This is a genomic window from Roseateles sp. GW823-FHT07B05, assembly GCF_058794515.1.
Window position 1 is genome coordinate 385067 of record NZ_JBXAGX010000004.1, and the last position, 24902, is coordinate 409968.

Annotated in this window: 25 protein-coding genes; 13 read left to right on the forward strand and 12 right to left on the reverse strand. The window is 70.8% G+C overall.

Annotated features, from left to right (window positions below):
* Positions 1–37 precede the first annotated feature (37 nt).
* The 5 genes from AC1Q7O_RS12020 to AC1Q7O_RS12040 all read left to right on the forward strand — a co-directional run bounded on the left by AC1Q7O_RS12020 (position 38) and on the right by AC1Q7O_RS12040 (position 7137).
* Positions 38–2017, forward strand: a complete 1980-nt coding sequence (locus tag AC1Q7O_RS12020) for a peptidase U32 family protein (RefSeq protein WP_492659921.1) — start codon at positions 38–40, stop codon at positions 2015–2017.
* A 57-nt stretch (positions 2018–2074) separates the two neighbouring features.
* Entirely contained in the window at positions 2075–2656 is a 582-nt protein-coding gene (locus AC1Q7O_RS12025) for a cold shock domain-containing protein (RefSeq protein ID WP_492659920.1), read from the forward strand.
* 109 nt (positions 2657–2765) lie between these two features.
* Positions 2766–5600 carry a xanthine dehydrogenase family protein molybdopterin-binding subunit gene (locus AC1Q7O_RS12030; protein ID WP_492659919.1) on the forward strand — a complete coding sequence of 945 codons (2835 nt, stop codon included), beginning with the start codon at positions 2766–2768 and terminating at the stop codon, positions 5598–5600.
* Positions 5597–6124: a (2Fe-2S)-binding protein gene (locus tag AC1Q7O_RS12035; protein ID WP_492659918.1), complete on the forward strand. Its 528-nt coding sequence runs from the start codon at positions 5597–5599 to the stop codon at positions 6122–6124. Before AC1Q7O_RS12030 ends, AC1Q7O_RS12035 begins: the two co-directional genes overlap by 4 nt.
* Positions 6121–7137, forward strand: coding sequence for a hypothetical protein (locus AC1Q7O_RS12040; protein ID WP_492659917.1), 1017 nt, complete (start codon positions 6121–6123; stop codon positions 7135–7137). The genes AC1Q7O_RS12035 and AC1Q7O_RS12040 overlap by 4 nt, the downstream gene beginning before the upstream one ends.
* Before the next feature lie 15 nt (positions 7138–7152).
* On the opposite strand, the gene AC1Q7O_RS12045 is transcribed toward AC1Q7O_RS12040, so the two are convergent.
* From AC1Q7O_RS12045 to AC1Q7O_RS12055, 3 genes are read right to left on the reverse strand one after another with little or no spacing between them, the layout of a single operon-like run.
* The gene (locus AC1Q7O_RS12045) at positions 7153–7524 is read right to left on the reverse strand and encodes a hypothetical protein (RefSeq protein WP_492659916.1); all 372 of its coding nucleotides are present in this window, start codon (positions 7522–7524) and stop codon (positions 7153–7155) included.
* 48 nt (positions 7525–7572) lie between these two features.
* Positions 7573–8241: a glutathione S-transferase family protein gene (locus AC1Q7O_RS12050; RefSeq protein ID WP_492659915.1), complete on the reverse strand. Its 669-nt coding sequence runs from the start codon at positions 8239–8241 to the stop codon at positions 7573–7575.
* Between the two features lie 9 nt (positions 8242–8250).
* Positions 8251–9678, reverse strand: coding sequence for a peptide MFS transporter (locus tag AC1Q7O_RS12055; protein WP_492659914.1), 1428 nt, complete (start codon positions 9676–9678; stop codon positions 8251–8253).
* 150 nt (positions 9679–9828) lie between these two features.
* Between AC1Q7O_RS12055 and AC1Q7O_RS12060 the strand changes: the two genes are divergently transcribed.
* Both AC1Q7O_RS12060 and AC1Q7O_RS12065 read left to right on the forward strand, forming a co-directional pair.
* A complete protein-coding gene (locus AC1Q7O_RS12060; RefSeq protein WP_492659913.1) occupies positions 9829–10920 on the forward strand; it encodes a serine hydrolase domain-containing protein in 1092 nt (363 codons plus the stop codon).
* 49 nt (positions 10921–10969) lie between these two features.
* On the forward strand, positions 10970–12004 hold the full coding sequence (locus tag AC1Q7O_RS12065) for an NAD-dependent epimerase/dehydratase family protein (RefSeq protein ID WP_492659912.1): 1035 nt from the start codon (positions 10970–10972) through the stop codon (positions 12002–12004).
* A gap of 16 nt (positions 12005–12020) precedes the next feature.
* Here the strand turns inward: AC1Q7O_RS12065 and AC1Q7O_RS12070 are convergent, their stop codons facing one another.
* From AC1Q7O_RS12070 to AC1Q7O_RS12090, 5 genes are all read right to left on the reverse strand, one after another.
* Positions 12021–12488 carry a hypothetical protein gene (locus AC1Q7O_RS12070; protein ID WP_492659911.1) on the reverse strand — a complete coding sequence of 156 codons (468 nt, stop codon included), beginning with the start codon at positions 12486–12488 and terminating at the stop codon, positions 12021–12023.
* A 20-nt stretch (positions 12489–12508) separates the two neighbouring features.
* On the reverse strand, positions 12509–14749 hold the full coding sequence (locus AC1Q7O_RS12075; RefSeq protein WP_492659910.1) for a helicase-related protein: 2241 nt from the start codon (positions 14747–14749) through the stop codon (positions 12509–12511).
* Between the two features lie 52 nt (positions 14750–14801).
* Positions 14802–15050 (reverse strand): hypothetical protein, encoded by a 249-nt coding sequence (locus AC1Q7O_RS12080; protein WP_492659909.1) that lies wholly within the window; start codon positions 15048–15050, stop codon positions 14802–14804.
* Between the two features lie 119 nt (positions 15051–15169).
* Positions 15170–15748 carry an ankyrin repeat domain-containing protein gene (locus AC1Q7O_RS12085; protein WP_492659908.1) on the reverse strand — a complete coding sequence of 193 codons (579 nt, stop codon included), beginning with the start codon at positions 15746–15748 and terminating at the stop codon, positions 15170–15172.
* Between the two features lie 11 nt (positions 15749–15759).
* Positions 15760–18525, reverse strand: coding sequence for a polysaccharide deacetylase family protein (locus AC1Q7O_RS12090; RefSeq protein ID WP_492659907.1), 2766 nt, complete (start codon positions 18523–18525; stop codon positions 15760–15762).
* 126 nt (positions 18526–18651) lie between these two features.
* Between AC1Q7O_RS12090 and AC1Q7O_RS12095 the strand changes: the two genes are divergently transcribed.
* The 5 genes from AC1Q7O_RS12095 to arsC are packed head-to-tail and all read left to right on the forward strand — an operon-like array spanning position 18652 to position 21045.
* Positions 18652–18969: an ArsR/SmtB family transcription factor gene (locus tag AC1Q7O_RS12095; protein ID WP_492659906.1), complete on the forward strand. Its 318-nt coding sequence runs from the start codon at positions 18652–18654 to the stop codon at positions 18967–18969.
* A gap of 22 nt (positions 18970–18991) precedes the next feature.
* Positions 18992–19468, forward strand: a complete 477-nt coding sequence (locus AC1Q7O_RS12100; protein ID WP_492659905.1) for an ArsI/CadI family heavy metal resistance metalloenzyme — start codon at positions 18992–18994, stop codon at positions 19466–19468.
* A gap of 3 nt (positions 19469–19471) precedes the next feature.
* Complete coding sequence (locus tag AC1Q7O_RS12105) at positions 19472–19975, forward strand: arsenate reductase ArsC (RefSeq protein WP_492659904.1); 504 nt, start codon at positions 19472–19474, stop codon at positions 19973–19975.
* A gap of 1 nt (position 19976) precedes the next feature.
* Positions 19977–20630: an aquaporin gene (locus tag AC1Q7O_RS12110; protein ID WP_492659903.1), complete on the forward strand. Its 654-nt coding sequence runs from the start codon at positions 19977–19979 to the stop codon at positions 20628–20630.
* Positions 20623–21045 carry an arsenate reductase (glutaredoxin) gene (arsC, locus tag AC1Q7O_RS12115; protein WP_492659902.1) on the forward strand — a complete coding sequence of 141 codons (423 nt, stop codon included), beginning with the start codon at positions 20623–20625 and terminating at the stop codon, positions 21043–21045. The genes AC1Q7O_RS12110 and arsC overlap by 8 nt, the downstream gene beginning before the upstream one ends.
* Positions 21046–21048: 3 nt before the next feature.
* On the opposite strand, the gene AC1Q7O_RS12120 is transcribed toward arsC, so the two are convergent.
* Complete coding sequence (locus tag AC1Q7O_RS12120; RefSeq protein ID WP_492659901.1) at positions 21049–21915, reverse strand: oxidoreductase; 867 nt, start codon at positions 21913–21915, stop codon at positions 21049–21051.
* Positions 21916–22030: 115 nt separating this feature from the next.
* On the opposite strand from AC1Q7O_RS12120, the gene AC1Q7O_RS12125 reads away from it, so the two are divergent.
* On the forward strand, positions 22031–22975 hold the full coding sequence (locus AC1Q7O_RS12125) for a LysR family transcriptional regulator (protein WP_492659900.1): 945 nt from the start codon (positions 22031–22033) through the stop codon (positions 22973–22975).
* A 13-nt stretch (positions 22976–22988) separates the two neighbouring features.
* On the opposite strand, the gene AC1Q7O_RS12130 is transcribed toward AC1Q7O_RS12125, so the two are convergent.
* From AC1Q7O_RS12130 to AC1Q7O_RS12140, 3 genes are read right to left on the reverse strand one after another with little or no spacing between them, the layout of a single operon-like run.
* Entirely contained in the window at positions 22989–24131 is a 1143-nt protein-coding gene (locus AC1Q7O_RS12130) for an MBL fold metallo-hydrolase (protein WP_492659899.1), read from the reverse strand.
* Complete coding sequence (locus tag AC1Q7O_RS12135; RefSeq protein ID WP_492659898.1) at positions 24128–24493, reverse strand: YkgJ family cysteine cluster protein; 366 nt, start codon at positions 24491–24493, stop codon at positions 24128–24130. Before AC1Q7O_RS12135 ends, AC1Q7O_RS12130 begins: the two co-directional genes overlap by 4 nt.
* Positions 24490–24870: a cupin domain-containing protein gene (locus tag AC1Q7O_RS12140; RefSeq protein WP_492659897.1), complete on the reverse strand. Its 381-nt coding sequence runs from the start codon at positions 24868–24870 to the stop codon at positions 24490–24492. Before AC1Q7O_RS12140 ends, AC1Q7O_RS12135 begins: the two co-directional genes overlap by 4 nt.
* Positions 24871–24902: the final 32 nt, after the last annotated feature.

The window sequence follows — 24902 nt, forward strand, 5'->3', positions numbered from 1 at the left end:
TGCCGGCGGCGGCCGGCGCCGTTCCTAGAATTCGAGGATGGCTGCCCGCACCCTGCTCGAACTGCTCGCCCCCGCCCGCGATGCCGACATCGGCATCGAGGCCGTCAACCATGGCGCCGACGCCGTCTACATCGGCGGCCCCGGTTTCGGCGCGCGCGACAAGGCGCCCAACAGCATCGAAGACATCGCGCGGCTGGCCAGGCACGCGCACCGCTTCAACGCGCGCATCTTCGTGACGATGAACACCATCCTGCGTGACGACGAGCTGGAAGGCGCGCGGCAGCAGGCCTGGCAGCTGTTTGATGCTGGCGTGGACGCGCTCATCGTGCAGGACATGGGCCTGCTGGAGCTGGACCTGCCGCCCATCCAGCTGCACGCCAGCACGCAGACCGACATCCGCACGCCCGAGAAGGCGCGCTTCCTGCAGGACGCGGGCTTCTCGCAGATGGTGCTGGCCCGCGAGCTGGACCTGAAGCAGATCCACGCGATCAAGGCCGAGGTGCAGCAGGCTCATCTGGAGTTCTTCGTGCACGGCGCGCTGTGCGTGGCCTACAGCGGCCAGTGCTTCATCAGCCATGCGCACACCGGCCGCAGCGCCAACCGCGGCAGCTGCAGCCAGGAGTGCCGCCTGCCCTACACGGTGACCGACGCGGCCGGCCGTGTCGTCGCGCACGACAAGCATGTGCTGAGCCTGAAGGACAACGACCAGAGCGCCAACCTGGAGGCACTCATCGATGCCGGCATCCGCAGCTTCAAGATCGAGGGCCGCTACAAGGACATGGCCACCGTCAAGAACGTGACGGCCCACTACCGCACGCTGCTGGACGCGATCATCGACCGCCGCCCCGAGCTGGGCCGCACCGGCCACGGCCGCTGCACGTTCACCTTCACGCCCGAGCCCGAGCAGGCCTTCAACCGCGGCGGCACCGACTACTTCGTCAACGGCCGCAAGATCGACATCGGCGCCTTTGACAGTCCCAAGCACGCCGGCATGCCGCTGGGCGAGGTCAGGCGCGTCGGGCCCGACGACTTCGACATCGACACGGGCGACGCCACGCGCATCGTCAACAACGGTGACGCGCTGACCTGGTGGGACCGCCAGGGCGAGCTGCAGGGCGTGCCGGTCAACGTCGCGACGCCACTGGGCGGTACGGCGTGGCGCATCGAGCTGAACCTGTCGAAAGATCAGGCCCTGGCCGACCTGAAGGACCTGTTCCCCGGCACGGCCATCAGCCGCAACCGCGACATGGCCTGGGAGCGGCTGCTGGCCAAGCCCAGCGCCGAGCGCCGCATCGCGGTGGACGTGACGCTGGCGCAGGTGAATGACGGCTTCGAGCTGACGCTGAAGGACGAGACCGGTGCGCGCGCGTCCGTGCGGCTGCCGGCCGCGCACGAGCCCGCCCGCGACGGCAAACAGGCCGACGCGCAGATGAAGGACGCGCTGGCCAAGCTGGGCGACACCCTCTTCGAGGCCCGCCGCGTGCGGCTGGCGATGCGCGGCGAGCCGCTGTTCCTGCCCGCCAGCAAGCTCAACGCGCTGCGCCGCGATGCCGTGGCCGCGCTGGAGGCGGCCCGCGACGCGGCCTTCCAGCGGCTGCCCCGGCACGCCCCGGTGGACCCGCCCGCGCCCTACCCCGACGACACGCTGACCTACCTCGCCAACGTCTACAACACCCGCGCCGCCGCGTTCTACGCACGCCACGGCGTCAAGGTCATCGGCGCGGCCTACGAGAGCCACGAGGAGCTGGGTGAGGTGCCGCTGATGATCACCAAGCACTGCGTGCGCTGGAGCCTCAGCCTGTGCCCCAAGCAGGCCAAGGGCGTCACCGGCGTGCAGGGCACCGTGCGCGCCGAACCGCTGACGCTCAGGCATGGCGACGACACGCTGACGCTGCGCTTCGACTGCAAGCCCTGCGAGATGCACGTGGTGGGCGCGATGCGCAGGAACGTGCTGAAGCAGCTGAAGGCGGAGCCGATGACGTTTTACAAGACGCGGCCGGCGGCTCACGCCGGCTGACACGGCTCGCCGTGCTGACGGCATCATGCGCAGACAGCACCTGGTCAGGGAGGCCTCATGAGATCGTCTGGCACCTTGCGTTCGTGGAACGATGCGCGCGGCTTTGGGTTCATCGCGCCTGCGCAGGGCGGTCCGGAGCTGTTCGTGCACGTCAGCGCGTTCCCGCGCGATGGGTCAAAGCCGGTGGTTGGCGAGACCGTCTACTTCGAGCGTGGGCACGGCCCTGACGGCCGGCCTCGGGCGGTGCAGGTGACCCGCTCGGCTATGGGGAATTCGCCGTCGCTGCGGAAGAGCCCCCCGGTCTCGGTACCCGCCGAGCGGGCTGGTTCCAGCCTGTTGGGCAGCGTCCTGCTGATCGTCGTGCTGATCGCCGGCGGTGCCTGGGGCTACCGCCATTTCCAGCAGGCCAGCCATCGCCGGCAGTTGGAGAGCATGCCGGCGGTCACGCCGCAGCCGATGGCGGCACCTGCCGAGCCGGCCACGAACTACCGCTGTGACGGCCGCACGCAGTGTTCGCAGATGACGTCTTGCGCGGAAGCCACCTGGTTCATCAACCATTGCCCAGGCACGCAAATGGACGGCAACCACGATGGGGTGCCGTGCGAGCAGCAGTGGTGCGATGCGCTGGGCCGTCGCTGACGGCGGTGTGTTGGTCGCAAGTCGCCCCGTCAAATCCGGACTGATCCTCTGATCGCTGCGCGCTCGCGGTGACACACTCGCTTCCCATTCGAGAAAGAGGGAGACGAGCGTGTCGCCAACCCCGAACGGGCTTTTCCAGCTGACCCGGCGCCGTATCCTCGGCAGCGGTGCCGCCGCCGTGACGCTGCTGGTGCACGACCTGGCGCTGGCCTTCAAGCCGCCCACGCCGCGGCTGCCCGGCGCCCGCCCGCAGCCTGATGGCGTGCCGACGCAGCCCCACATCGGCGGCCATGCACCGCCCGGCGCGCCGGACTGGTCCGGCGGCCCCGGCAAGGCGCGCTTTCGCATCGACGGCCTGGCCAAGGTGACGGGCCAGAAGATCTATGCGCGCGACTTCCGCGCCGCCGACATGCCCGGCTGGCCGGCCACCGAGCGCATGGCGATGATCCTGCGCGCGACCGACCCGGGTCGCGTCTTCACGGGGCTGGACCTGTCGGCCCTGGCCGGCGTGGACGCACAGCCGCTGACCGTCATCACGCAGACGCCGCTGGGCAACTACACCGGCCCGCAGCGCGACCTGGCCTCGCTGAACCTGACGCTGCCCTTCTCCAGCGCGGGCGCCGATGGCGTCAGCCAGCTGCTGGTGCCGGCAGGCACCGCGCCGCAGTTCTTCGGCCAGCCGGTGGCCATCCTGATCTTTGCCGACGCCAACGTCTACCGCCGTGCCAGACGGGCGCTGCAGTTCCAGCCCGGCGTGGTGCAGACCGGCGGCCTGCCGCCGCCGCCCAAGCAGCCCTGGGCGCAGGCCTACAGCCCGGTCAACTACCTGACGCGTTATGACGGCGACGGCGTCAAGCCGTTCTCGCAGGTGCAGGTGGGCTTTGAATCCAACCCCTACCAGCCCGACTCCACCAGCCAGCCCTACAACAGCACGGCCCGCGCGCTGCGCCAGCGCATCGACGCGACGCTGCAGACGCAGAGCGCCGGCCTGGTGCAGCTGGGCGGCACCTACAGCACGCAGGTGCTGGACCCGATGTTCATGGAGCCCGAGGCCGGCCTGGCCTGGCTGGACCGCTCGGGAAGCGGCACGCTGAACCTGGTGCTGGGCACGCAGGCGACCAACGGCGACGCGGGCGACAGCCTGGCGCTGTTCGGCACCAATTGCCCCATCCAGGTCAAGACCATCGTGCTGAACTCCTGCTACCCCGGCGGCGGCTTCGGCGGGCGGGATGTGTCCACCTTCCCGCCGCTGCTGGCCGTGACGGCCGCGCTGGCCGACGGGCCGGTGCGCATCGCGCAGGACCGCTACGAGCAGTTCCAGGGCGGGTTGAAGCAACTGGCCAGCCGCATCACGCAGCGCATCGCGGTGGACGCCAAGACCGGGCAGTTCCTCGCCTTCGGCAGCCAGCAGGTGCTGCCCTCCGGCGGGCAGAACAACTACAGCCAGTTCGTCGCGATGCTGGCCGCCTATTGCGGCCTCAGCGGCTACAACATCGGCCAGGCCTACGTGGATGCCATCGCGCAGCCCAGCAGCGGCGTCGTGGCCGGCTCCATGCGTGGCTTCGGCGGGCCGCAGGCGAGCTGGGCCGTCGAGACGCTGGTGGACGAGGTGGCCGTGGCGCTCAAGCGCGACGCCATCGTGCTGCGCGAGGCCAATGCCTTGCGCGAGGGCGACCGCACCATCACCGGTGCGCCACTCGCGCAGCCCATGCGGCTGCGCGAGATCTGTCGGCTGGCCCGCGGCCATGCCCTGTGGCGGGACCGCGAGGCGGTGAAGGCGCGCAAGGCGCGCGAGGGCGTGCGCTATGGCGTGGGCTTCGCGCTGGCCAACCAGGCCTATGGCACCGGCAAGGACGGCGTGATGGCCGAGGTGGCGATGGATGCCGCCGGGCGGCTGACCGTGCGCACCAACTGCGTGGACATGGGCAACGGTTCGGCGACGACGCTGGCCATTTCCACGGCTGGCTGGCTGGGCCGCAACGCGCAGGACGTGGTCATGGGCGACGTCGGCTCGTTCAACGCGCTGGACCTGCACAGCGACGCCAAGGGCAGCTGGGCCGACCCGCGCTGGACGGCCAGCTTTGCGATGTCCAGCAGTGCCTGCCTGACGGCCTTCCACCAGGTCCACGTGACCGAGCAGGCAAGCCGCGTGCTGTTCGAGGCCGGCCTGCTGCCGGCGGCCGCGGCACTGTGGGGTGTGCCGCTGGCGCAGGTGCAGGGCAAGACGCGCTGGGATGCCGGCCGACTGGTGGCGCCGGGGCTGTCGCCGCTGCCGCTGGCGGCGCTGGCCGCCCGGGTGCATCAGGCCGGGCTGACAACGGCGGCCATGGTGCACGGGCTGTACGAGGCGGCCTGGGTGTCGGCCACGTATGCGGTGCCGGCCGGGCCGGCGTTGACGCTGCCCGTCGACGGGCTGTCGCTGCGCGCTGGCGGCCAAACGAGCTGGACGTCCGTGCTGCGCCAGAACGTCGTGCCGCCCAAGCCCGAGGCCGGCCTGTACGGCCGCAGCCTGTACGCGCCATCGGGTGCATTGGTGGCGGTGGAAATCGGGCCGCAGGACTTCGCACCGCGCGTCGTCGCCGTCGAGCTGTGGGTGGACGCGGGCAAGGTGCTGCAGCCGGACCTGCTGCTGGGCCAGGCCCAGGGCGGCGTGGCCATGGGCATCGGCTACGCGCTGCTGGAGAACCTGCCGCTGGAGGCGGGCGGGGCCGGCGACGGGCGCTGGAACCTGGACCGGTATCACGTGGCGTTGAGCGGCGACGTGCCGCTGGCGCGGCTGAACATCACGACGCTGCCTTCGGACGAGCCAACGGCCAAGGGCATTGCCGAAGCGGTGCTGTGCCCCATCGCGCCCGCCATCGGCAACGCCATCGCGCATGCGACAGCCCGGCGCTTCCGCAGCCTGCCCATCACCGCCGCCGCTATCGAGAAGGCACTGTCATGAGCGATCCCCTCGTCCCCGTGCAGTTCCATGTGAACGGCCGCCCCGTCGACACCCGGGTCCCCACCGACCTCCCCCTCATCGACTTCCTGCAGGAAGAGCTGCGCCTCTCCGGCACCCGCCTGTGCTGCGGCATCGGCGTCTGCAAGGCCTGCACAGTCGCCGCGCGCCGCGTGCCCGGCAGCCAGGCGCAACCCATGCTCGCCTGCTCCACGCCCGTCGCGCTGCTGCAAGGCCAGGCCATCACGACGGTCGAAGGCACCGGCAGCATGGAAAAGCCCAGCGCCGTGCAGCAGGCCTTCCTTGACCACTTCGCCTTCCAGTGCGGCTACTGCACGCCCGGCTTCGTCATGGCCACCGAGATGCTGATCGAACGCCTGCGCGCCCAGCCCGTGCCGCGCAGCCAGCTCGATGCGGCGATTGAAGACGCCGTGGGCCAGCACATCTGCCGCTGCACCGGCTACGCCCGCTACCACCAGGCCATCCGCGCCGTCGTGCTGGCGGAGAAAGGGCTGGTGACGGCATGAAGAAGACGACCGCCCTGCTGCTTGCGCTGCTTGCCGGCAGCACCCACGCCGAGACGCTGGCCGAGTACGGCCGCCAGTGCGCCGAGCAGATCGCCGAGATCCCCGCCTTCAGCTGCATGGCCGGCCAGGAGATCCCCATCACCGTGGACGGCAAGCCCGTGCCCGCCGACCAGGCGCCGCCCACCTGCGACCGCCCGTCGCTGCTGCCCCAGCCCACCGCGCAGAGCCAATGCGTGCCCGGCAGCCGCGCGCTGGTGCTGCGCGACGACAAGACCGCGCAGGTCAGCGCCATCTGCCGCAAGCAGGTCGCGCGGCCCGCGGGCAGCCCGTGGTTCGACGAGATCAACGTCATCTCCCACAGCCTGAAGAACGGCAAGACCTGCTGGTTCACGGCCAAGGTCACTCCGCCGCCCCCGTCCACGCCCGCCAGCGGCATCGACGGCCGCTGGGTGCCCTCGCCCAGCACGCTCACTGCCAAGCCGCCGCCTGCCAGCCCCGACGGCGTGAAGGCGCAGCCCGCCGACAAGGTCTGGCAGACGCCGCACCAGGTCGCCTGGAGCCAGCCCGCCTGCATCAGCTGCCACGACAGCGGGCCGTTCATGTACTCGCCCTACATCGCGCAAACGACGCAGCTGCCGGGCGACCCGTTCGGCTACTACGAGCCCAAGGCCATCGGCGAGGATTTCAGACGAGCCTGGGCCAAGCTGCATGCCTTCGGCATCACGACGCGCGGCAACACCTGCACGGCCTGCCACCGCATGGGCAACATGAACTCCTGCCAGGTGGCGATGCAGCAGTCCACCGGCAACGCGCCGCAGGAGGGCGGCAACGCCTGGTCCAAGAAGTTCCCGCAGTCGCACTGGATGAGCCCGGGCAACCTGCACAGCAAGGCCCAGTGGGACGAGCAGTTCAGCGAGAGCCTCAAGAAGCTGGCGGCGTGTTGCGCGGACCCGAAGGGGGCGGGGTGTCAGGTGGTGGAGTACGGGCCCAAGGGGGCTCTGCCCAAACGCTGATGCTTCGATTGACGCTCACAACATCAACAGGAACAGAGCGAAAGCGACGCCGAAGATGAAGGCCCACCGCGGCCATCGGGACTGTTCGGTCGCGCGTCCATAGAGGCGGGATGGCGTGTCTTCGTCGACTCGATCCAGAACGGTCGCGAAGAAGCCGATGAAGAAGTGCAGCGTGCCAAAGAAAAAGTCCATGGCCCCGGCAGGCGCCAACAAGCCGGATGCCGCACCCGCCAGCGATCCTGCGCCTGCGAAAGAAGCCAAAGAGGTCGCGATGCCTGCAACGACCGCCAGGCCGCCGAACAGCAGGCCCAGTACCAGCCCCGCCATCGCGGCCAAAGTCGCCGCGCCCAGCCTGTAGGACCATTGGGAGTCTTGTTCCTGGGTCATGCGTGACGCCGGCGTTGTTGATGAGGGACAGCTCGCGGCGGGGCGACGTCAACTCATCAAGTCATACGGCCCACCCCGCTCCAGCGCCTTCTTGTATGCCGGCCGCGCATGGATGCGCGCCAGGAACTCGCGCAGCTTGGGGTAGCGGGCCATGTCGCCCGAGCGGGCGGCCCAGGCTTCGGCGGCGAAGCTCATCTGCACGTCTGCCGCCGAGAACTCCGCGCCGGCAAACCACGGCCGCGCGGTCAGCTCGCCCTCGACGAACGCCAGCTGCGCGTCGATGTTGGGCTGCACGAAGCTGGAGAGCACCTTGTCGGCGATGCCCTTGGCGATGGGCTTCACGAAGAACGGCATCGGCGCGCGCTTGATCTTGTTGAAGACCAGCTTCATCACCAGCGGCGGCATCGCCGAGCCCTCGGCGAAGTGCAGGAAGTAGCGGTAGTGCAGCAGGTCCTGCTCACTGGTGGGCTTGAGGCGGCCACCGCCGTACTTGTCCACCAGGTACTCGATGATGGCGCCGCTCTCGGCCACCGTCAGCCCGCCGTCGGTGATGACGGGGCTCTTGCCCAGCGGATGGACTTTTCGCAGCTCCGGCGGCGCCAGCGAGGTCTTGGCGTCTCGCTGGTAGTGCTGGATTTCGTAGGGCAGGCCCAGCTCTTCGAGCAGCCACAGCACGCGCTGCGAACGGGAGTTGTTGAGGTGGTGGACGGTGATCATCGCGGCAGTTTAGGCACGCACCGGTGGGGCGTCTGTCTCCTCGGGCGCAAGCAGCCGCCCGAACACCAGCTTCACCATCAGCAGCCCCACGCCGGCCGCCGCCACCAGCACGGCATGCAGCAGCCAGAACTTGGAGCCCGGCATCGTCTCCAGCAGCCCGGCCAGCCAGCCGACGAAGCTGTTGCCGAAGAACAGGTGCAGGTAGTAGATGCCGATCATGACGCCCTGCAGCCCGCGCGGCGCGGCGCGCGAGTACAGCGCCAGGCCCACCGGCATGATGTTGGCGAAGCCGATGTTGTTGACCGTGGAGTAGGCGAACGACCACAGGATGCTGATGCGCGTGCCGCCGCTCTCGATGGACAGCGCCGGGATCAGCAGCAGCAGCGGCGCGCAGGCCGCGACGAAGCAGCCCATCGCCATCTTCGTGACCTCGTCGGGCTCACGCCGGCGGGCAGCCCACCAGCGCCAGAAGGCCAGCGATGCCAGCATCGTGCCGGTGCTGGTCAGCGCGTCCACCGCCTGCAGCCAGCTCACCGGCACCGCGAAGCCGGCCACCACCATGTCCATGTGCTGCTGCGACCACAGCGGGAAGCCGTTGTTGTATTGCTGGTTGCCGACGATGGACAGCATCAGCAGCGGCAGCATGGCCACCAGCAGCGCCACCTGCAGCGCCGCGCGCTTGCCCATCGGCGGGCGCGCATCCGACCTGGCGCCGCCGCGCGGGGCTTCCGGCGGCAGCCAGCGCCGGCCGGCCAGGTAGACCACCAGCCCGATCAGCATGCCCACGCCGGCCGAGCCGAAGCCCCAGTGCCAGCCCACCCGCTCGCCCAGCGTGCCGCAGACGATGGGCGCGGCAATCACCGCGATCTGCACCGCCAGCATGAAGATCTGGAACGCACTGGCGCGGCGCTTGTCGCCCGGCGCGTAGAGGTCGCCCACCTGCGCGGCGATGTTGCCCTTGAAGCAGCCCACGCCCAGCAGCAGGCAGCCCAGCGCCGGCAGCAGCGCCGTCTCGAACGCCATCAGGAAGTGGCCTGCGGCCATCAGCAGCGAGCCGATGACGACCGTGCGCGTGCGGCCCAGCCAGCGGTCGGCGATGAGCCCGCCGAAGATCGGCGTCAGGTAGACGAGGCCCACGTACAGGCCGAACACCGCCGATGCCAGCTGTTGCGGCGAGCGCGGGCCGGTGACGTTCTCGATCGCCGCACGCAGCGCGTCCATGCCGGCGACGGCGCCGATGTTGCCGGGCATGAACAGGTAGTTGCTGAGGTACAGCACCAGCAGCGCCTGCATGCCGTAGTAGCTGAAGCGCTCCCACAGTTCGCAGAAGGCCAGCCAGCCCAGGCCGGCAGGGTGGCCCAGGAAGGCGCGGTCGTGGCGGGCGCGCAGGTCGCTGTTGGCGTCGCGGGCGCTCGCGGTGGAGGTGACGGTGGTCAAGGGAAGGTCCGGTGAAAGGCGAAAGCGCGCACTGTCCCTGCCCCGCGGGGCGCTGGCAATGGGCAGTGGCCCGGGCATGACGGCGGTCATGGCGCGGGGCGTGGAATGATGACCGCTCCCGGCTTGGAGGAGAGACGTGTGAGGAAGCGGATGACGAGGTGGCTGGCGCTGGCGCTGGCGCTGGCAGCGGCCAGCGGCGGCCTGTCCCTGGCCCTGGCGGCGCCTGGCGCCCCGCCGGCCACGGCGCCCGCGCCGGCCGAACTGGCCGGCCTGCTGGCCCGCTTCGACGTGCCCGGCGTGGCGGTGGCGACGCTCAAGGACTGCGAGCCGGCGGCCGAGCCCGTCGTGGCGGGCCGCGCAACGCTGGCGCCGGACCGGCCTGTCACGCCGGCCACGGTGTTCGAGGCGGCGTCGCTGTCCAAGCCGGTGTTCGCGTGGCTGGTCATGCAGCTGGCGGACGAGAAGCTCATCGACCTGGACCGGCCGCTGGCCGAGACCTTCGACTACGCCCGTATCCCCGACAAGGCCGCCTACGCCAAGCTCACGCCGCGCCTGGTGCTGACCCACCGCACCGGCCTGCCCAACTGGGTGGGCGGCGACATCGAGTTCCCGCAGCGCACCGCGCCCATCCCGTTCAAGCACCCGCCGGGCACCGCCAACAGCTACTCCGGCGAGGCCTTCCAGCTGCTGCAGGCGTTCGTCGAGCACACCACCGGCCGCTCGCTGCAGGCGCTGTTCCAGGCGCGGCTGGGCCACGTCATGCCGCAGTCCACGTTCGTGCGGCCGCTGCGGCCCGGCACCGTCGCGTCGCGCGGCTATGCCAGCGCCGCCCAGGCCAGCGGCGGGCGCGACATGACGACGCTGACCGACCATGCGCTGTCCGCCGCGTCGCTGGTGACCACGGCGCAGGACTACGTGCGCTTCCTGTCGCTGGTGTGCAGGCGAGAGGGCCTGTCCCGCGCGGCCTACGACGACCTGCTGCGGCCGCAGGCCCCGGTGCCGGGCGACGAGCCACCGGGCCCCATGTCCCGCGGCCTGGGCTGGGCGATCACGCGCCTGGGCGACGGCAAGACGCTGGTCAGCCACAACGGCAGCAACGGCGAGTACCGCGCGTTCGCCGGCTTCGTGCGCGACAGCCGCGACGGCATCGTCATCCTGACCAACGGCGTACGCGGACGGGCGCTGATCGAGGCGCTGCTGGAGCTGCCACCCGCCCCGGCGGCGGGCGCCAGCGCGCCGTGAGGCAACTTCTGGTGCAATGCGGCGCGCACTCCGGCGCCGACCCGACCCCATGACCCACGACCCGCGCATCCTCGTCACCGGCGGCACCGGCTACATCGCCGGTGTGCTGATCCGCCAGCTGCTGGCCGACGGCTGGCAGGTGCACACCACCGTGCGCGACCTGGCCCGCGAACCGGCGCTGCGCAAGGCACTCGGCGCCAGCCGCGGCGTAAAGAAGGACCAGCTGCGCTGCTTCGCCGCCGACCTGATGGCCGACGCGGGCTGGGCCGAGGCCGCGGCCGGCTGCACGCATGTGGCGCACGTGGCGTCCCCGCTGCCCACCGGCGTGCCGCGCGATGCCAACGAGCTCATCGTGCCGGCCCGTGACGGCGCGCTGCGCGCGCTGAAGGCGGCTCGCGACGCCGGCGTGCAGCGCGTGGTGATGACGTCCTCCGTCGCCGCCATCGCCTACGGCCACGGCCCGGGCGATCACCACTTCACCGAGCGCGACTGGACCAACCTCGCCGCGCCTGGCGTGCCGCCCTATGTGCAGTCCAAGACCGTGGCCGAGCGCGCCGCGCGCGACTGGGTGGCGCGCGAGGGCGGCGGCCTGGAGTTCTGCACCGTGAACCCGTCGGTCGTGCTGGGGCCCGTCGCCAGCGCTGACTACTCGGCCAGCGTCGTCATCGTGCAGAGCCTGCTGCAAGGGCGAATCCCGGCGATGCCGCGCATCGGCTTCGGCATCGTCGACGTGCGCGACGTGGCCGAGTTGCACCGGCTCGCGCTGACCGCGCCCGGCATGGCGGGCGAACGCTTCATCGCCTGCGCCGCCTTCACGTGGCTGCGCGACATCGCCGCCGTGCTGCGCGACGAACTGGGCGACGACGCCCGCCGCGTGCCCCGCCTGGAGCTGCCCGACTGGAGCGTGCGGCTTATGGCCAAGGTCAGCCCGCTGGTGCGCAATGCGGCCAGCGAGCTGGGCACCGCGCGGCACCAGGATGCCAGCCATGCGCGTGAGGTGCTGGGCTGGGTGCCGCGGGCGCCGCGGGAGGCGATCCTCGCGTCGGCGCGGGACTTGATCGCGCTGGCAAAGCTGGCAAGGTAGAAGGCTGGATGTCCCATCACTCGCAGCGCAGCTTTCGATATGTCTCGCGCAACTCAAACAGCCGCTTCTGTACAGCGATGAGCTCGCTTCGTTCCTTGGTGGTCCGCTCAGCTGACTCAGCCACTGGAAGCTGTTGATCGATGACCCGGCACTGTCGTTGTACTTCCGGGCTCAAGCGAAGTCGCCGCGCAGCTTGGTCCCGCTGTTTCGCATCCATCCCGGTCACAGGTTTTGCCATCTCAGCAAACGCCTCGCGGAAATGTTCATTGCGTACGTCTTCGCCTTGCAACTCGCGGCCCGTGGACTTGTTTAACCCGCGGGTTGGCTCCACGTCCACCAGTTTGGCCCCAAGGCAAGGCGCGTCGGAGTAGCGCACCTTGCCGCTTTCCTCACAGCGGTAGACCGTTCGACTGGGGGGCGGCAGCGTCTGCGCTGCAGCAGCTGTGCCGAGCAAGGCAACGGCGAACATCGACAGCAACTTCATGCTGCCAATGCTATCTGGGACTAACGCCCCCTCCGCTGCCACAACGGCCGCTTGCCCTTCAACTGCCGCTCGATGCCGTCATTGAGCCGCGCACGCAGGTCCACCACGGCTTCCAGGTGGCCGTAGACGCCCGGGAAGCGCAGGTCCAGCCACAGCCACAGCGTGCAGATGCGCAGCGCCTGCTCCATGCGGTCCAGGCGGCCGTGCTGGTCGTACTCGTCCAGGAAGTGCGGCTCGCCAGCCTTGCCGGTGCGGGCGTGGTTGGTGGCCCAGCTCTGGAACTGGTCCAGCAGCATGGGCAGGCGCGCGTCCACCGGCGCCTGGGCGTACTTGAAGCGTTCGTTCAGCGGCAGCGCGATGGCGTTGCGGTCCAGCATGTCGGCCAGCTCCAGCATCTGCTCCAGCTCGGCCACGGCGAAGTGGGCGTCGTCCAGGCGCAGCTGCTGCATGAAGATGCTCAGCACCGCGTAGAGCTTGTTCACGCCCATGCGCTGCGAGATGGTCTGCACGTGGCGCCAGTTGGGGGCCACCGGGCACTTGAAGTCGCGCGGCGCGCGCGGCTCCTTGGGCAGTTGCTGGCGCAGGATCTTCATCGCCTCGGCTTCGGCCTCCTTCAGCACGCTGACGAAGCCTTCGTCATGCATGCCGTAGCGGCCCGCGCGGCCGGCGATCTGGTGCACCTCGCTGACGCTCAGCTCCCGGTCGCCCACGCCGTCGAACTTGGTCAGCGTGGAGAACAGCACGCGGCGGATGGGCAGGTTCAGGCCCATGCCGATGGCGTCGGTGGCCACCAGGATGTCGCTCGCGCCCACCGCGAAGCGCTCGGCCTCGCGGCGGCGCACCTCGGGCGGCAGCGCGCCGTAGATGACGCTGACGGCGTGGCCGTTCTGCGAGATCTGGTCGCGCAGCATCAGCACGTCGCGGCGGCTGAAGGCCACCACGGCGTCGCCGGCCTGCAGGTGCGTCATGGGCACCGGTGCGGGCATCAGCTGCACCTGCTGCTTGCGCTCGAACAGGCGCTTCTCGGGCTTCTCGCCGCACAGCAGCAACAGCCGCTCGATGGCGGGCGCCGCGTAGGCCGACGCGATGATGATGACCTCGCGCGCCGGCACGCCGACGATGGCCTGCGTCCAGGCCCAGCCGCGCGAGTCGTCGAAGATCATCTGCGCTTCGTCGATGACGGCCACGTCGATGACGTCGCGCGTGTTGACCATCTCGATGGTGCTGCTGACGACGCGGGCGTTGGCTGCCGGCACGTTCTCCTCGCCGGTCAGCAGCGAGCAGGGCACGCCGCGGCCCACGAGGCGGTCGCGCCCCTCCAGCGCCAGCAGCCGCAGCGGCGCCAGGTAGGCACCGTCCAGCGCCTGCGCCAGCCGCTCGAAGGCCGAGTACGTCTTGCCGCTGTTGGGCGGGCCCAGGTACAGCGTGACCCTGCGGCCCAGCTTGCGGGCGGCGTCGAAGCTGTCCGGGTAGCCCTGGAAGGCCAGCTCGCGGCCCAGGCTGGCCAGCGTGCTCTGCTCCTCGACCGTCTGCTCCCAGCGGTCCTGCGCGCGCGTGAGCGCAGCCTTGAGCTCGTCGAACGGCATGGGCACGCCGCACTCGGCCTGCAACCGCGGCAGCAGCGACGCGAGTTGGGCCGAGTCGCCCATCGCCTCGCTGCGGGCAATCAGGTGGTTCAGGTGCAGCGCCAGCTCGGCCTTGAACGAGTACTCCGGCGCCTGGCCCAGCGCGTGGCGCAGCGCGGCGGCGTCGCCGTCGCTGAAGAAGGCCCACACCGGTGCCTCGGGCACCGGCACGCGGTGCGACAGGTCGATGCGCCAGCCCTCGTGCGCCAGCGTGATCGGGTGCACGCACAGCCGCGTGAACACCAGCCCCTCGCGGCGCAGGCCCAGGCTTTCGAGCTGGTGCAGGCGCTGCTGCAGCAGCGGGCGCAGCGTGTTGGTCAGCGGCGTGGCGTCCAGCTGGGCCAGCGCCACGGGGATGTGCGCCGGGATGATCCAGCGGCTGGGCCGGGCGCCGCCGGCGGCCTTGGAGATCTGGATGGCGCCCAGGCGGTCCAGCGCGTCCTCGCTGCCGTCGTCCAGGTCGGCCGGCGTCAGCACCTGCGGCAGCGCATGCGCGGCCTGGCGGATGCGGGCCCAGTCCTCGGGCGCCAGCGTGGCAGGCAGGCGCGAGGCGTGGCGGGGTTGGGGGAGCGGAAACGCCGGTGCGGGCGGCTTGGCCGGTCTGGCCGGCTTGGAGGCGGGGACTTCGGAATTCACGCCGGAAGTGGAACACAGCCCGCGCCGGGGCTGCTCACCCGCCCCGGTGGGCTCAGCGTGTGGAGCGCTTGTCGCTGCGGTTCAGCAACGCCGTGAGGTGCCGGCAGACGTTCTCGCCGGTGGTCGTCAGCTTCAGCGAGCCGCCGCGCCATTCCATCCAGTGCAGGGCCACGTAGTCGTCGATGAAGCCCTCGGCAATGTCGGCCGCGCGGCGCTGCTTGAGCAGGTCCACCGTGGCGAGCAACCGGTCGCGCAGCATGTCTTGCCGCGTGGCGGCCGGGAACGAGGCGGTCAGGGTCATCGAGATCTCCGGAAAGGATCAGCGCAGACGGGGGCTTGGGCTTGAGTGGAACACAGTTGAAAGACGGGTCAATGTCGACGGCGGGGCGTGCCGGAAGCAGAGCTAAGAGCGATTCGTTGTCAGTGCTTGCTCGATAGGAGAGCCACGCAGCGTTCGTTGCCCATCCGGATGGCGATCTCCAACGCGGTTTCGTTGAAGCATCTGGTTGTTGATTCGGCCCCGTTGGCGACGAGGAACTCGGCAATCTCGACCAAGTCCAGTTCCGCCGCAATGTGCAGGGCGGTTTCCGAGAAGTCAGTCTGCCGCTCATTGACGTCGGCCCCTGCCTCCAGGATCGCCCGGACAACCTCAACATTCCTGCCCCTGACCGCCTGGTGTAGCGTGAGGTCAAGCTGCCCGTCCAGCAAGAGTGACGCCCCTCGCTCAATGAGCAGGTTCACGACGTCAGCCCGGCCCACCAAAGCGGAATCAGACAACGGCGATGACCCGCAGTCGCTCAGCGTGTCCACCTCGGCGCCCGCCTCAATCAGCTCACGCAGGGCCTCCGTCGGCGTCTCGAAGCAAGCCAAATGCAGCGGGGTCTCTCCGAGGCTGCTTCTTAGATTGATGGATGTCGGATCGGCGGCAAGTTGGGCGCGGCCCGCATCCAGCGAGAGGTCGAAAGCCTTTACCAGCTGAACTATGCGGTCATCGTTCACCGGACTCTCCGTCACAACGGCTTCGGGCGCGCCCCGTCCGACGGATTCGCCACCCATGCCTGCACCTCAGCCGCCCGCGCATGCCGAGGCGCGAGCCCCAGGAAGGTCTTGTAGGCCGCCATCGCCTTGGCGTCGTCGCCGGCCTGCAGGCGGGCGTCACCCAGGTTCAGCCAGGCCAGCGCCCGGCTCGCATCCATCTCGACAGCCTTCTCGAACCAGCCGGCGGCCTCGGCGAACTTGGCGCGGCGGTAGAGCACGAAGCCCAGGTTGTTGGCGGCCAGCGCGAACTTCGGCTGCAGTTGCAGCGCTTCCTTGAAGGCAGCCTCCGCGTCGTCGTAGCGGCGTTCGCGGTAGAGCTGCAGGCCGCGGTCGTTGGCGCGCTGGGCGGCGACGCGGGCGCCGGGGTCCGCTCGGGCAGTGGTCGCGGCCAGCGCCTGGTCCTTGCCGTCCAGGCCCTTGATGGTCACCTGCACGCCGCTGGCGCCGCCGACGGCCGGGGCGGCCTGGCGGCTGGCGGTGCTGGCTTCGTCCAGCTTGGCGGCGAGCTGGCTGGCCTTGTCGTCCAGCTGCGCGACGGCGCCGCTGAGCGCGGCCTCCTGCGCGGTCGGCAGTTCGAACACGAACTCGCCGCCCTCGCTGCCCGGCAGGCTGCCGAAGGCGGGCGTCTGGTGCGCGATGGCCGACACGGCGGGGGCGACGTAGGCGGCGAGTTCGGTCGCGGTGATGAGGCCGTCGCCGTTCAGGTCGGCCTTGCCGTTGAGGGCCTGCAGCAGCGTCCACGTGAAGACGGAATGGCCGCCGGGGCCGTCGTCGGCCACCTGCTGGTCGGCGCCGCCGGCGGTCATCATCTGGCGGCCGATGCGGCGGGCGTTGGTGCGGGCGAAGTTGCTGTCCGCCGCCGCGCTACCGCCGCGGGTCAGGCCCAGGCCCGAGTAGCAGGCGTCGATGACGAACAGCGCATGCTTGGCGGTGATGGCCTCGGCCACCTCCTGCAGCTGCGGCATCGCGATGGCGTCGGCCTGCAGGTCGTTCAGGCCGGCGTCCACCGGCACGATGTAGCCCACCTCGCGGCCGCTGGGCAGGCGGCGCGTGCTGCCGTGGCCGGCGAAGAAGACGAACACGCGGTCGTCGCGCTTCACGCGCCTGGCGTCACCGAAGCGCTCGTTGAGCGCCTTCAGGATGTTGGCGCGCGTGGCGTCGGCGTCGGTCAGCAGCGTCACGTTGTCGGCGCGAAAGCCGAAGCGGGTGACCAGCGATTCACGCACCGCCTGCGCGTCGCGCACCGCGTGCGAGAGCTTGGGCCAGGCGGTGTAGCCGTTGATGCCGATGACCAGCGCGTGGCTGTCGCGGTACAGCTCGCCAGGGGCGGGCGGCGGCGCGGCGCTGCGCTCGGACGACACGACGAACTGCCCGTTCTGCCAGCTCGCGAAACGCCAGCCCTCGGCGGCCAGCTGGTCCAGCACCAGCGGCAGCGCCTGCACGGTGCGGGCGTGGATGTCGTGGAACAGCACGATGCCGCGCTGCTGCTTGTCCAGCTCGGCCAGCACGCGCGCGGCGATGCTCTTGGGGATGGGGTCGCCCCAGTCCAGCGAGTCCACGTTCCACATCATCGAGCGCAGCTTCAGCGCCTCGATGGTGGTCAGAGCGCCATCGTTGCGAGCGCCGTAGGGGAAGCGAAACAAGGCGTCGCCATTGCGACCCGCCGCATCCAGCAGCGCCTCCGTGTTGGCGGCTTCTTCCTTCACCTTGACGAGCTCGAACTTGCTCATCAGCCCGTGCGTGAAGCTGTGGTTGGCCAGCTGGTGGCCGGCGGCCAGCACGCGGCGGGCGACGTCGCTGCCCTTGCCGGGCAGCGGCTTGCCGTCGGCGCCCACCTTGCCGAGGTTCTGGCCCAGCTGGAAGAACACGGCCGGTGCGTTGTAGCGCTTGAGGATGTCCAGGATCTCGTCGGTGTAGCGCGCGTGCGGGCCGTCGTCGAAGGTCAGCAGCACGGTCTTGGGCGGCAGCTTGTCGCCGAAGACCTCGCGGTCCTTGGCGGCCACGCCGCGCATCGCGCCGGACGCGCCTGATGCCGCCGACGCCGGCACCTCGGGGGCCAGGTCGGTCGCGGCCGGCAACTGCGCGCCGTGCTGCTTCATGATGGCCTCGCGGCTGTGCAGCGCCTTCAGCTTCGCGAGGTAGTCGCTCCACTTCTCGCGCTTCAACTCGATGCCGCGCTTGGCGAAGCCGCCGAACACCTCCTTGAGCTCCTGCTCGTAGGCCTTCTGCACCTCGGCCAGCGTGTCGAGGTCTTCCTGCGCGCGGCGCGCCAGCTTGATGCCGTCCAGCGTCTGCGACGCCTTGAGCCCCGTCGCCAGCTGCTCCAGCACCTCCTTGAACGCCAGCCGGTCGGCGTCGAACCAGCCGGGCTCGCTCTCGATGCGGGTCAGCAGCGCGGCGGTGGCCTCCAGCGCGCCGGGCTGCAGCGCCGCGTCGGCGAGACGCTGCTGGCGCTGCAGCAGCTCGTGGAACAGCTGCTGGCCCAGCGCCTGCACCTCGCGGCGCTGCGCGGCAGGCAGCGCGGCCTCGCCGTCCATCAGCACGACGATCTGGCGGTGCAGCGCCAGCAGGCCGTCGGCCTCGGTGCGCAGCTGGGTGGTCGCGTTTGCATCTTGCGCGGCGGATGCGGCGGGCAGCGCGGCCGGCACGTCCGCGGGGCGCTGGCAGCCGCCCAGGGCGAGCGACAGCGCCAGGGCGAGGGGCAGGGGAAGCAGTCTGAGCGGGGTGGACAAGAACACGGCACGAACGGGTGCGGGGCACCGTTGAAATATGGGCTGGCAGAAGTGGACCACAGCACCGCGACACCCAATCCGGCTGGCCGTGCGCGGCTTGTGCACCTCAAATAATTCGAGTATTCTGGAAATATGGATGAACAAGACGTCGTCAAAGCGCTGGCCGCGCTGGCCCAGCCGGTGCGGCTGAAGGTGTTCCGCGCGCTGGTCGTCACCGGCGATGCGGGCCTCACGCCCGGCACGATGGCCGAGGGCCTGGACATGCCCGCCAACACGCTGTCCTTCCACCTGAAGGAGCTGGTGAACGCCGGCCTGGTGACGCAGGAGCGTGCCAGCCGCAACCTCATCTACCGGGCGGCCTACGGGCGCATGAACGCGCTGCTGGGCTACCTCACCGAGAACTGCTGTCAGGGCGCCGGCTGCGCCGTGCCCGCCAAATCCTGTTGCTGAACCCGTTGCTGAAGGAGTCGTGATGAAGCGCTTTCATGTGCATGCCCATGTCGAGGACCTGCAGGCCAGCGTGGCCTTCTACGAGAAGCTGTTCGGCGCCGCGCCGACGCGGCTGGAGGCGGACTACGCCAAGTGGATGCTGGACGACCCGCGCATCAACTTCGCCATCTCCTCGCGCGGCGGCAAGCCGGGGGTGGACCACCTCGGCATCCAGGCCGACACGCCCGAGGAGCTGGCCGAGCTGAAGGCCCGTGCCCAGGCGGCGGACGCGCCCGTGCTGGACGAAGGTGCCACCACCTGCTGCTATGCGCAGAGCGAGAAGCACTGGGTGACCGACCCGCAAGGCATCGCCTGGGAGCACTTCCAGACGCTGGCCGACATTCCCACCTTCAGTGCCAGCCAGGCGGCCGCGCCGCAGGCGGCACCGGCCTGCTGCCCCACGCCGTCGCGGGGCAAGCCGCTGGGGATTCCCGTCAAGTCCGACTCGTCCTGTTGCTGAGCCATGACTGCCCACGTCCTTATCCTCTGCACCCACAACTCGGCCCGCAGCGTCCTCAGCGAGGGCATGCTCAACCACTGGGCCCGCCGGCTCGGCCTGGACGTGCGGGCGCACAGCGCCGGCAGCGCGCCCAGCGGCCGGCTCAACCCGTTCGCGCTGGAGGCGCTGCAGAACGCCGGTGTCGACACCGCCGGCTATCGCAGCAAGAGCTGGGACGAGTTCACGACGCCCGACGCGCCGCCGCTGACGCTCGTCATCACGGTTTGCGACAGCGCCGCCGCCGAGACGTGCCCGGTCTTCTTCGGCGGCGCGGGCGAGCCCGTCAAGGTGCATTGGGGCTACCCGGACCCCTCCCATGCCGAGGGCGGCGACGAGGGCAAGCGCCGCGCCTTCGAGCTGACGCGCCAGGCCATCGGCTACCGGATGCTGCAGCTGCTGCAGCTGCCCCTGGGCGCGATGAGCCGCGCCGAGCTGCAGCAGGCCGTGGCCGAGATTGCCCGCACCTGACATGACCCTGCCCCGCCAATGGTTCGCCGAACTGCTCGGCACGGCGCTGCTGCTGGCGATCGTCATCGGCTCCGGGGTCATGGCCGAGAGGCTCGCCGGCGGCAATGTCGCGCTCGCGCTGCTGGCCAACACGCTGGCCACCGTGGGCGGCCTCGTGGTGTTGATCGAGGTGTTCGGGCCGGTCAGCGGCGCGCACTTCAACCCGGTCGTCAGCGCCGTCATGGCCTGGCGCGGTGCGTTGCCCGCCACGGCGCTGCTGCCGTATGTCGCCGCGCAGCTGGCCGGCGCGTTGCTGGGCGCCTGGCTGGCGCATGCAATGTTCGACCTGAGCCTGCTGCAGGTCTCAACCAAGCCGCGCAGCGGCACCGGGCAGTGGATTGCCGAGGCCGTCGCCACCTTCGGGCTGCTGCTGGTCATCCTGCGCGCGCCGGCCGGCCGGGTGTCGGCCCTGGTGGCCGCCTACATCGGTGCGGCGTACTGGTTCACCGCGTCCACGTCGTTCGCGAACCCGGCCGCCGTGTTCGGCCGCATGTTCAGCGACAGCTTTGCCGGCATCGCGCCGGCCAGCGCGCCGGGCTTCGTGGCCGCCGAGTTCATCGGCGCGCTGCTGGCCCTGCTCGCGCACCGCGCCCTGGGCGCTTCAAGACATGACTGACATCACTATCTTCCACAACCCCAGGTGCGGCACGTCGCGCAACGTGCTGGCGCTGATCCGCCATGCCGGCTTCGAGCCGCGCGTCGTCGAGTACCTGCAGACGCCGCCCACGCGCGACGAGATCCGCGTGTTGGCCGCCGCCACCGGCCAGCCGCTGCGCGCGCTGCTGCGCGAGAAGGAGGCCGCGTTCACCGCGCTGGGCCTGGCCGACCCGGCGCTGGGCGACGACGCGCTGCTGGACGCCATCGCCCAGCACCCCGTGCTGCTGAACCGCCCCATCGTCGTCACGCCGCTGGGCACGGCGTTGTGCCGGCCGTCGGAGGCGGTGCTGGCGCTGCTGCCGGTGGGGCCGCTGGCGCCGTTCACGAAGGAAGACGGCGAGCTGGTGCACGACGACGGCCGCCGCCGCGGCTGACGCTCAGGCGGCCTGCAAGGCCGGGAAGTCCGTTGACGCGGCCACGTCCCGCCACGCGGCCGTTTCCCGCTCGACGAAGGCGTGCTTGTCGGCGATGGCCTGCAGCGTGTCGGTGCCCAGCGGCAGGCGCAGCGGCGGCGCGGGCGCGTCCACCAGCTGCAGCACGGCATGGGCCAGGCGCTCGGGGTCGCCGGGCTGGTTCAGACTGATCTGGCCGGCCAGCTCGCGGATGCGGCCGGCGGTGCCCGCGTAGTCGTCCAGCACGCGCGGCGACGTGACGAGCGACTGGCTCTCCAGGAAATCGGTGCGGAAGTAGCCCGGCTCCACCGTCGTCGCGTGGATGCCCAGCGGCGCCAGCTCCGCGTGCAGCGCCTCGGTCAGCCCCTCGACGGCGAACTTGGTCGAGCAGTACACGCCGAACCCGGCCACCGACCGGTAGCCGCCCAGCGACGAGATGTTGATGACGTGCCCGCGGCGGCGCGCCCGCATGGCCGGCAGCACGGCGCGCGTCACGTTCAGCAGGCCGAACACGTTGGTCTCGTACACACGACGCACCTCGTCGGCGCTGGCTTCCTCCACGGCGCCCATCAGGCCGTAGCCGGCGTTGTTGACGAGGATGTCGATGCGGCCGAAGCGGGCCAGCGCGGCGGCCACGGCGCGGGCGGCCTGGGCTTCGTCGGTGACGTCCAGGTCCAGCGCCAGCAGCCCGGGCCGGTCGCCCAGGCGCTGCGTGACGGTGCCGGCCTGGCGGGCGGTGGCGACGACGGCGTCGCCGCGGCTCAGCGCGGCTTCGGCGATGCGCGCACCAAGGCCGCGCGAGGCGCCGGTGATGAACCAGACGCGGGGGAAGGCGGAGGAGGGGGTGTTCATGGGGAAGTCCTGTCGTTGAAGGGATGAAAGCTCGGCCGATGGGGTCAATGTAGGAATTGCATTGACATCGAACTAGCCCAGAATCTCTTCATTGATTCGCAAGGAGATCGTGACAATGGCGTTCAACGAGCTGCGTGCCATCGCCACCTTCACCCAGGCCGCCGAGCTGGGCAGCCTGCGCCAGGCGGCGGTAGCGCAGGGCATCACGCCGCAGGCCGCCAGCCAGGCGCTGGCGCAGCTGGAGGCGCACCTGGGCGTGCGGCTGTTCCACCGCACGACGCGCCGGCTCAGCCTGACCGAGGAGGGCCAGCGCTTCCTGGCCGCGGCGGCGCCGGGGCTGCAGGCGCTGCAGCGCGCGCTGCACGTCGCCCGCCAGGGTACCGATGCGATTGCCGGCCCGCTGCGCATCGTCGCGCCGCGCTCCGTCATGCTGCCGGTGCTGTGGCCCGTGCTGGACGAGTTCTGCGCCCGCCACCCGGACGTGGCGCCCGACGTGCAGCTGGACGACCGCATTGCCAACTGGGTGCAGGAACGCATGGACGTGGGTTTTCGCGCCGGCTCGCCGCCGGGCGACGGCGTCATCGCCCGCCACCTGCTGCCGTTGCAGCTCATCGTCTGCGCGGCGCCGGCCTACCTGCAGCGGCACGGCGTGCCGCGCACGCTGGACGACCTGGCGCGCCACCGCTGCAGCGGCTTTCGCAACGCCGGTACCGGCAAGCCCATGGCCTGGGAGTTCGACATCGACGGCGAGATCGTCACGCGCGATATCGCCACCGTCTTCATGGCCAACGACGTGGAACTGGAGGCCGACGCGGTGGTCGCCGGCCACTGCATCGGCCAGCTGGACGGCGTGACCGCCGCGCCGCTGATCCGCGCTGGCCGCCTGGTGCCGCTGCTGACGGCGCACGTGGCCACGCACCGCGCGCTGTACCTGTACTACGGCAGCCGCGTGGCCCAGCCGGCGCGCGTTCGGGCGTTCATCGACCTCGCCGTGGAACGTGTGGCGGGCCATGCCGGATGGGTGCTGAGCGCACAGGAGTTGGCGGCCGCCGCGCGCTGACGCGCCGAAGCGCTCAGTCCAGCGGCCAGGGCACGCCCTTAGGCATCGGTGCCGGGTCTTGCGGCTCGGCCGGTTTGGCGCGTCGGCCCTTGGCGGGCACGTCCGCCGCCCGCCACCAGGGTGCGGCGCGCTCGCCGTGCGCCGGCTCCACGGCCTCGCCCAGGCGCGGCATCAGCAGCTGCGCGCCGTGCCTGGGCGCCAGCTGCAGCAGCGTCTCGGCCGGCTGGTCCCAGTCGTGCAGCGCCAGGCTGAACGTGCCCCAGTGCACCGGCAGGAAGGCGCCGCCACCGAGGTGATCCAGCGCCTTCAGCGCGTTCTCCGGGCCGAGGTGGATGTCGCCCCACGACGGGTGGAAGGCGCCCACCTCCAGCATCACGAGGTCGAACGGCCCGAAGCGCTCGCGGATGGCCGCGTACTCGCTCGTCAGCCCCGTGTCGCCGCTGAAGAACACGCGGTGCTCCGGCGTCTCGATGACCAGCGACGACCACAGCGTCGCGTTGCGGTCATTCAGCGAGCGGCCCGAGAAATGCTGCGACGGCGCGGCGTGGATGCGCAGCTCGGCCGCCGGGTGCTGCCAGTGCTCCCACCAGTCCAGCTCCACGATGCGCTCCGGCGGCACGCCCCAGGCCTGCAGGTGCGCGCCCACGCCCAGCGACGTGATGAAGGGCACCGATTGCAGCGCCACCAGCTCCTTGACGGTGGCCATGTCCAGGTGGTCGTAGTGGTCGTGCGAGATGACGACGGCGTCCAGCGGGGGCAGGGCGTTCAGCGCCAACGGCACCGGCTGGAAGCGCTTCGGGCCGGCCAGCTGCGACGGCGACGCGCGCTTGCCCCAGACCGGGTCGGTCAGCACGCGCAGGCCGGCTATCTCAATCATGACGGTGGAGTGGCCCAGCCATGTCGCGCGCAGGCCGCTGGCGGCGGGCTTGAGCCAGGCGTCCAGCGGGTTGGCCGACGGCAGCGGCGCGCCGGGCGTGCGCCGGCCCTCCGAGCAGAGGAAATCCGACAGCGACGGCCGCTCCGTGCGGTCGCGCAGCCCCGGCGCGATGGGGTGGACGTTGTGGAAGCCCTCGCCCTGGTCCGTCACCCGGTAGCGCGGCGAGGCCCGCATGCGTTCGAGACGGAGGCCGGTGGCGCGTTTGCCGAGAGATTTCATCGAGGGGCCGGAGCAGAAGCGGGACCCGGTGACATGGCGCCGTGCGGTGCGCTTTCAAGCCCATGTGCCGCGCGCGCCTTCAGGCATTGCTCGTCGCCCGGCTGCACGCTGCGGCAGGTGCTGGAGCGCTGTTCGTAGATGCCGCAGCCCACCGCCCGCCCCACCTCGCCCTGCAGCGCGATGCAACGCACCGGCCGCGCCTCGGTGCCGGCCATGCAGCGGTGCAGCGAGCCCACCGGCCGCGTCAGCGCCACCGGCACCGTGCCGCCGGGCGCGTCGTCGGCCTCGGCCCAGTAGAACGACACGCGGAACTGCGCGCAGCAGGCGCCGCAGCGCTGGCAGTCCAGGGGCGCGGCGGTCATGCCGGGCGGTGCTCGGTGCCGGCGCCCATCGTGACGAAGAACATGCGGCTGGGCCGGGCCACCTTGGCCGTGTGCCACACGCCGCGCGGCACGACGACGGCGCCGCGGCCCTCGATGCGCTGCACCTGCAGGCCGGTGGGCAGTTCCAGGTGGAACTCGATGTCGCCGTCCAGCAGGTAGACGAACTCGTCGCCGTTCGGGTGCATCTCCCAGCTGCCCCAGTCGGCGTCGCAACTGAACTCGGACACCAGCCAGTCGCGGCCCAGCGCGTCCAGCGTGGCGGGCGGCTGGCCCCAGAACTCGCCGCCACCGGGCAACTGGCGGATGCCGCCGGCGGCGTCGAGCAGCGCGTAGACGTGTTCGGGCTGGAATGGCATGACAGGGCTCCTCGTTCGCCCGGCGCCGCTTG

Coding starts and splice junctions, on each gene's coding strand:
- AC1Q7O_RS12035 (WP_492659918.1), top strand. CDS start 5,597: ATGAGCGATCCCCTCGTCCCCGTGCAGTTCCATGTGAACGGCCGCCCC.
- AC1Q7O_RS12060 (WP_492659913.1), top strand. CDS start 9,829: ATGACGAGGTGGCTGGCGCTGGCGCTGGCGCTGGCAGCGGCCAGCGGC.
- AC1Q7O_RS12125 (WP_492659900.1), top strand. CDS start 22,031: ATGGCGTTCAACGAGCTGCGTGCCATCGCCACCTTCACCCAGGCCGCC.
- AC1Q7O_RS12100 (WP_492659905.1), top strand. CDS start 18,992: ATGAAGCGCTTTCATGTGCATGCCCATGTCGAGGACCTGCAGGCCAGC.
- AC1Q7O_RS12140 (WP_492659897.1), bottom strand. CDS start 24,870: ATGCCATTCCAGCCCGAACACGTCTACGCGCTGCTCGACGCCGCCGGC.
- AC1Q7O_RS12040 (WP_492659917.1), top strand. CDS start 6,121: ATGAAGAAGACGACCGCCCTGCTGCTTGCGCTGCTTGCCGGCAGCACC.
- AC1Q7O_RS12020 (WP_492659921.1), top strand. CDS start 38: ATGGCTGCCCGCACCCTGCTCGAACTGCTCGCCCCCGCCCGCGATGCC.
- AC1Q7O_RS12120 (WP_492659901.1), bottom strand. CDS start 21,915: ATGAACACCCCCTCCTCCGCCTTCCCCCGCGTCTGGTTCATCACCGGC.
- AC1Q7O_RS12050 (WP_492659915.1), bottom strand. CDS start 8,241: ATGATCACCGTCCACCACCTCAACAACTCCCGTTCGCAGCGCGTGCTG.
- AC1Q7O_RS12135 (WP_492659898.1), bottom strand. CDS start 24,493: ATGACCGCCGCGCCCCTGGACTGCCAGCGCTGCGGCGCCTGCTGCGCG.
- AC1Q7O_RS12070 (WP_492659911.1), bottom strand. CDS start 12,488: ATGAAGTTGCTGTCGATGTTCGCCGTTGCCTTGCTCGGCACAGCTGCT.
- AC1Q7O_RS12045 (WP_492659916.1), bottom strand. CDS start 7,524: ATGACCCAGGAACAAGACTCCCAATGGTCCTACAGGCTGGGCGCGGCG.
- AC1Q7O_RS12025 (WP_492659920.1), top strand. CDS start 2,075: ATGAGATCGTCTGGCACCTTGCGTTCGTGGAACGATGCGCGCGGCTTT.
- arsC (WP_492659902.1), top strand. CDS start 20,623: ATGACTGACATCACTATCTTCCACAACCCCAGGTGCGGCACGTCGCGC.
- AC1Q7O_RS12105 (WP_492659904.1), top strand. CDS start 19,472: ATGACTGCCCACGTCCTTATCCTCTGCACCCACAACTCGGCCCGCAGC.
- AC1Q7O_RS12095 (WP_492659906.1), top strand. CDS start 18,652: ATGGATGAACAAGACGTCGTCAAAGCGCTGGCCGCGCTGGCCCAGCCG.
- AC1Q7O_RS12065 (WP_492659912.1), top strand. CDS start 10,970: ATGACCCACGACCCGCGCATCCTCGTCACCGGCGGCACCGGCTACATC.
- AC1Q7O_RS12080 (WP_492659909.1), bottom strand. CDS start 15,050: ATGACCCTGACCGCCTCGTTCCCGGCCGCCACGCGGCAAGACATGCTG.
- AC1Q7O_RS12110 (WP_492659903.1), top strand. CDS start 19,977: ATGACCCTGCCCCGCCAATGGTTCGCCGAACTGCTCGGCACGGCGCTG.
- AC1Q7O_RS12130 (WP_492659899.1), bottom strand. CDS start 24,131: ATGAAATCTCTCGGCAAACGCGCCACCGGCCTCCGTCTCGAACGCATG.